This window comes from Cytophaga sp. (assembly GCF_051961495.1).
Lineage (GTDB): Bacteria > Bacteroidota > Bacteroidia > Cytophagales > Cytophagaceae > Cytophaga.
Genome location: NZ_JBQCDF010000063.1, coordinates 1 through 6,003, shown reverse-complemented (window position 1 = coordinate 6,003; position 6,003 = coordinate 1). Strand labels below are relative to the sequence as shown.

Here is a 6,003-nt window from a genome sequence, read left to right as displayed (position 1 = left end):
AAAAACTGATGAAGTAAGGTTACAAACCTTTAAGAAGGCAATGATAACAAAAGAGTCCCGATAGCTATAGCCATCGGGACTCTTCTTTTTGTATATCTCAAGATAAATTAGTTCTGATACATAACAGTTTTTACTGCATCGATTGTACGTTTCACGTTTGGTAAAATTTCCTGGATCAATGTAGGAGCGTAAGGAAGCGGTAAATCACGGCTTGTTACACGTAAGATAGGAGAGTCCAGGTGGTCAAATGCATAACGTTGAACGTGGTAAGAGATCTCAGAAGAGATACTTGCCAATGGCCAGGTTTCTTCAACAATTACCAGTCTGTTTGTCTTTTTAACAGAGTTTACAATCGTTTCAAAGTCAATCGGACGCACAGTACGTAAATCAATTACCTCTGCAGAAACACCTTCTTTAGCCAGGTCTTCTGCAGCCTGTAATGCTACTTTTAATATTTTACCGTATGATACAAGGGTAACATCAGTACCCTGACGTTTAACATCAGCTACACCGATTGGAAGCAGATATTCACCTTCAGGAACAGCGCCTTTATCACCATACATTACTTCAGATTCCATGAAGATTACAGGGTCATTGTCTCTGATAGCAGCTTTTAATAAACCTTTAGCATCATATGGATTGGCAGGAACGATTACTTTCAAGCCCGGTGTATTTGCAAACCAGTTTTCAAAGTTCTGAGAGTGCTGAGAGCTTAATTGCCCTGCGTTACCTGTAGGACCTCTGAATACGATTGGAGAGGTATATTGACCGCCTGACATAGACATGATCTTCGCAGCGCCATTGATAATCTGGTCAATAGCAACCAGGGAGAAGTTGAACGTCATGAATTCAATAATTGGTCTAAGACCATTCATTGCAGCTCCAACACCTATACCTGCAAAACCTAATTCAGAAATAGGGGTATCGATGATACGTTTCGGACCGAATTCATCCAACATACCCTGACTTACTTTATATGCACCGTTATATTCTGCAACTTCTTCTCCTAATAGCAATACATTAGGATCTCTTCTCATTTCTTCGTTCATCGCCTCACGAAGAGCTTCACGGAACTGTATTTCTCTCATATCAAACTTTCAATATATATCAACCTAACAAAAATAAATATATTGCCTGCAATTACAAAGATAAATTTTCGATTAAAACGTTAATATCAATGGATTGGGCAAAAAAAAACCTCTGCTTTTTAGCAGAGGTTTTTTTACTTTATCGAAAATGATTATTTAAGTGCATTTTTGAAGTTATCAGAATTCCAGTAATCGTAGAATTCCATATCAGAAGCAGCTCTTTCGCCGAAAGCAGCGCTTAATGCTTTTGCTTTCTGAAGGTTAGAAGTTAATGAAGCCTCATCTTTCAAACGAGCAGCAGTAACAGCAGCTAAGTAGTAACCAGCAGCGTCCTGTGGAGCAGCAGCTTTGTAGTTTTCAAATCCAGCTTTAGCAGTGTTGAAATCTTTTTTCAATAAGCTCGCTAATGCAGAGTTGAATTTCACTTGAAGTGAATCGTTAGATTTAGATAAATCCTGTAATGCTAATTCATATTTACCGTCTTTGATATCAACAGTACCTAAGATACCGTTAGCACCTTTTTTAACAGCGTCGCTAGCGTTAGAAGCTACAGCTTTGTTTGCTTCGTCACGAGCTGAATCACGAACACCAGATAAGATGTAAGCTGAAGCTAAGTTTACGTGAGCTTCACCGCTGTCTTGTTTTTTGATAGACATTTCAAGTGTGTTGATTGCTTTGTTAAGCAATTCTTTTTTCTTGTTCTGATCGCCTTCAGCTTTAGCCATTTCAACATAAACAGCACCTAAGTTGTTATATGCAACCCAGTTATCTGTTTTCTTGATCAATGCTTCATAGATTGCAGCTTTTTCAGAAAGCACATTAGTTAATGTACCAGCGTAACCTAATTCTTCAGCAGTTAATGTATCTAAAGAAACTTTACCTGAAGAAATTTGACCAGCTAATAAAGAAATCTGAGCATCTGTTTTCTTAGGTTTTACTGTCCAGATTTCAGTTCTGGCAGTACGTAAAGTAGGGTATAAGTGAGCCAATACTAATTTGTTATAGTATGGTAATTTTTCAATCTGCTGTTGTTTAGCAGTAAAGTCGCCGCTACCATCGATAATGTTCAATAATTCTGCTTTTTGCTCAGGAGACAATTTCGTGTCTTTAGCAATTTCAGCTTTCATTGGTTCAAAATCCTTGATATCGCCTTTTGTTACGAATTGGATTGTATTTACCAGAGAATCTTGTTTGAAATGTTTCATTCTGGATTTTACATACTTCTCGATAACTACAGAACGTTCGTTCGCAAGGTTAGCATTTTTAGTCTCAGTACCTTCTGGTGAGTGATGACCAATTACGCTGATTGTACGAGTAACGTGTTTTGCAGTGATGAAAGCATCTAAAAACTTAGCATTCTGACCTTTCATTTCTGAATTTCTTAGAACAGATTTACCTTGTTCGAAGTAGAAATTAACAGTTGCAGGAATCAATTCTTCTTTATTGTTATAGCCATGGTCAGCATATGCTACGTAAGCATAATCTTTTACTAATCTTGATGTAGTAATAAGACCTTTTGCAATTGGGAATTCAGCTGTTGATTTAGTTTTTGTCTTATCTAAATTTGAAGCAGTACCGATCGCTATTAAGTCACCATTACCAATTTCTGTTTTATAAGCAAAAGCCTGGTGTTTTTTAAGAGTAGGTGTGCTTGTTTTAGCATCCGGGTAATCCGTTGATACAAAGTCAAATGAACCTAATTCAATCTTTTCATCACCGTTTTTGTAAAATGTGCTTACAGAATAAATTTTATTCTTTTTAAGCATTTTAACAGGTAACGTAGCAGATATATCAAATGCTACACTGTCACCGTGAACTTCTAATGGAGATGGCGTTACTGTTAACTCCTGGTCTTTAGCCATTTTAACCATTTGCTTTAAGGAGCAAGAGTTCATTGCTAACAAACCAGCTGCCATTAATGCTACTGTTGTGCTCTTTCTATTTAATATCATAATTAACAAATTAGTTTCCTTGAATGCGAAAATAATGGTATGAATAATGTAAAACAACCAATTTTGGATTTTATTTTGTTTATTTGGAGAAAAAATGCCTATATTTAACTTGAAGGAAAATGCGTAATTTAGATGATGAATAAATTAATATCCTTTTTCGAGACTCGGGCGTTTGGCGTTTGTTCCTATTGGGGGCAGCGATTGGGTATTGCTTCAGCAAGTATCAGGCTGTTTTTCATATATTTATCTTTTTTTACGTTTGGTTCACCAATCATTATTTACATGGCTTTGGTATTCATTATGAATATGCATAAACACATGCGAAATAATAGAAAACCTGTTTGGGATATATAAAATTCCATACAATTCGTTGTATCCTTTAAAATATCCCTGCTTCTTAAAATGCGCCCATTCAGTTTTAAGGCTACAAATACGTTTATTATTTCACTTATTTTATGGTATAGCGCCTCAGTACCATCTGTTGCACAAGTAACGGGCAAAAATGTTATTTCCAACGGTTCCTTCGAAATGGGGAATGTCGATTTTGAAAGCGCTTACTCGTATTCGGCATCTTCAACTCCTCCCGGTTCTTATTCTGTCACAGCTTCAGCTTCTTCCCTGAATAAAGACTTTAAAGATCCGGTTGGCGGTGATCATACTGAAGGCGGTTATGGATTGTATTTTGTCGCCAATTCAAATGGATTACCATCTCAGAATGTCTGGTGCAGTAAAATCCAGGTCATTCCCAATTCAGAATACGACTTTTCGGTTTATTTCTGCAACCTGTACCGGCTTTTACCTCCTAAAACAAATTTTGCATTTGAAAACGGAGACGTCAAAGGCAATGATCCTCATATCCGGGTTACGATAGGAGAAGATGTGATTGCTGAGGAAAAGGATTACTTCCATTTATTTAAATGGCTCAAAGCATCAGGTACCTGGTATTCGGGTGAACACAACGGGCCAGTCCGTATATGCATAGAAAATGTTAATCCCAATATTAATGGCAATGATTTAGCTTTGGACGACATATCACTTGTATATGTTAAAACTATGCCTGAGGGATACAAGCCTCCATTAAAAATTACGACAAATATGCACCGGGATTATACTAAACCGGTGGTTGCAAGAAAAGTACCTCTATCTGAATATGGAATTGAGAAAGGTAATCAGGATTCCCTAAATAAAGGAACATATGCGATCCGATATAAAAAAGTTTTACCTCCGGAACCAGTAGAAGAAAAAGATACACAATCGGTCGATACGATCAATCGTGTAATCCTAAAGAATATATTGTTCATGCAGAGTAAAGCTGATCTGTTGCCGCAGGCTAAAAAAGAACTCGATCTGATAGCAGAATGGATGAACCGGGATACGGAAGTGCGCGTACGTTTTATAGGTCATACCGACAACCAGGGAGATCCTAAATTGAATATTCTGCTTTCTGAGCAGCGGGTGAAAAATGTAAAAGCATACCTGGTAAGTAAGGGCGTTGCTGCAGATAGAATTGAAACAGTAGGCTATGGCGGGGCTTTCCCGATAACTGATAATAAAACGGAAGATACACGTAAACCTAACAGAAGAGTGGAGATGGAAATATTAAAATAATCTCTGCCCGTATTATAAACTTGTATATTTCTTTTGACTTTTTAAATAGTAACTGCTGATAATTGATTTTTTCAGAATAAGGGTAGTGTCTGTATAGACGTATGGAAGGATTGACAGTGCTTTTCTTTTTCCTTTATTTTTTGAACTGAAGTAGAAAGACATGTGTGCATTGAAAACAGCAGCAAACTGTCGCCACTGACCTCTGCTCAGATAATGCAATGCGGCAAGTCCATCCAGGCACATACGGATGAATAATATTAAAAATAATTTATCAGCAGGTAAGTGTTTCTGAAGCATCCAGAGTGAGTTTCTGAAATTCAGAAAAGTCTTTTTCGGGTTTTCTTTTTTTAAAGTAGCTGCTCCAACATGATATACCGTACTTGACGGAATGTATGCAATATCATAACCCATGCGGTGTATGGTCCAGCATAAATCAATTTCTTCCATGTGTGCGAAGAAATCCGAATCAAAACCTCCTGCATTTTTAAAGACAGAATTGCGGATACAAATACAGGCGCCGCTTGCCCAAAAGATTAAGTCCTGTTGGTTGTACTGCTGTTCATCTTTTTCAATAGAATTAAGAATGCGTCCTTTGCAGAATGGAATGCCATATTGATCGATGAAGCCTCCTGCGGCCCCGGCATATTCAAAGAATTCTTTTTCCTGGTAGCTTAAAATTTTAGGTTGGCAGGCCGCAATCTTCTCGTTTGTTTGAAGAGCAGTAATCATTGGTTCCAGCCAATGCTCTGTTACTTCGACATCTGAATTCACTAAAACAAGAAAATCCGCATCAACAAATTTTAATGCTTCATTATAACCACCTGCGTAGCCAAGATTTTGGGCTAGAGAGATGATTCGTACAGACGGGAAGTTTTTTTGTACCCATGAAATGGAATCGTCGGTTGAAGCATTGTCAGCGACGATAACTTCGGCACCTGGAGAATAGCTGACTACAGAGGGAAGAAATGTCTGTAGCTGTTTCCTGCCATTCCAGTTAAGGATAACAATTGCAGTTGACTGATTCATTTTACATACCAAACATATTGCCCAGATCCATGCCAGGTATGTTTGGTAACAAGCCTTCTGTTTTTTTTCTGAACTCTTCCTGTGTTCGTTCTTCTACATTTTGCATGGCTTTATTTACCGCTGCAACAATTAAATCCTGCAGAATTGCTTTGTCACTTTCTTTTAATAGAGAAGGATCTATGTCAATGCGTACAACCTGTTTTGCACCATTTACAAGTGCTTTTACCAGACCGGCTCCGGATTCGCCTTCGGCAGTTGTATGAATCAAACCATCTTTTATTTCTTTTATGCGGGCCTGCATTTCTTTTACTTTACCCATCATGCCCATC

General features: G+C 37.7%; 6 protein-coding genes. 2 read left to right on the top strand and 4 right to left on the bottom strand.

What is annotated here, in order from left to right; genetic code table 11:
- Positions 1–107: 107 nt before the first annotated feature.
- Both ACTHJT_RS03025 and ACTHJT_RS03020 read right to left on the bottom strand, forming a co-directional pair.
- Positions 108–1,088, bottom strand: coding sequence for a pyruvate dehydrogenase complex E1 component subunit beta (locus tag ACTHJT_RS03025; protein ID WP_440236278.1), 981 nt, complete (start codon positions 1,086–1,088; stop codon positions 108–110).
- Positions 1,089–1,240: 152 nt separating this feature from the next.
- Positions 1,241–3,004, bottom strand: coding sequence for a hypothetical protein (locus ACTHJT_RS03020; RefSeq protein ID WP_440236276.1), 1,764 nt, complete (start codon positions 3,002–3,004; stop codon positions 1,241–1,243).
- Positions 3,005–3,172: 168 nt separating this feature from the next.
- Here ACTHJT_RS03020 and ACTHJT_RS03015 point away from each other — a divergent pair, with 168 nt between their 5' ends.
- Together ACTHJT_RS03015 and ACTHJT_RS03010 are read left to right on the top strand one after the other, a co-directional pair.
- Positions 3,173–3,394, top strand: coding sequence for a PspC domain-containing protein (locus ACTHJT_RS03015; protein ID WP_440236275.1), 222 nt, complete (start codon positions 3,173–3,175; stop codon positions 3,392–3,394).
- 48 nt (positions 3,395–3,442) lie between these two features.
- On the top strand, positions 3,443–4,648 hold the full coding sequence (locus tag ACTHJT_RS03010) for an OmpA family protein (RefSeq protein WP_440236273.1): 1,206 nt from the start codon (positions 3,443–3,445) through the stop codon (positions 4,646–4,648).
- Positions 4,649–4,660: 12 nt separating this feature from the next.
- Here the strand turns inward: ACTHJT_RS03010 and ACTHJT_RS03005 are convergent, their stop codons facing one another.
- Positions 4,661–5,674, bottom strand: coding sequence for a glycosyltransferase family 2 protein (locus ACTHJT_RS03005; RefSeq protein WP_440236271.1), 1,014 nt, complete (start codon positions 5,672–5,674; stop codon positions 4,661–4,663).
- A gap of 1 nt (position 5,675) precedes the next feature.
- Positions 5,676–6,002: a YbaB/EbfC family nucleoid-associated protein gene (locus tag ACTHJT_RS03000; RefSeq protein WP_440236269.1), complete on the bottom strand. Its 327-nt coding sequence runs from the start codon at positions 6,000–6,002 to the stop codon at positions 5,676–5,678.
- Position 6,003: the final 1 nt, after the last annotated feature.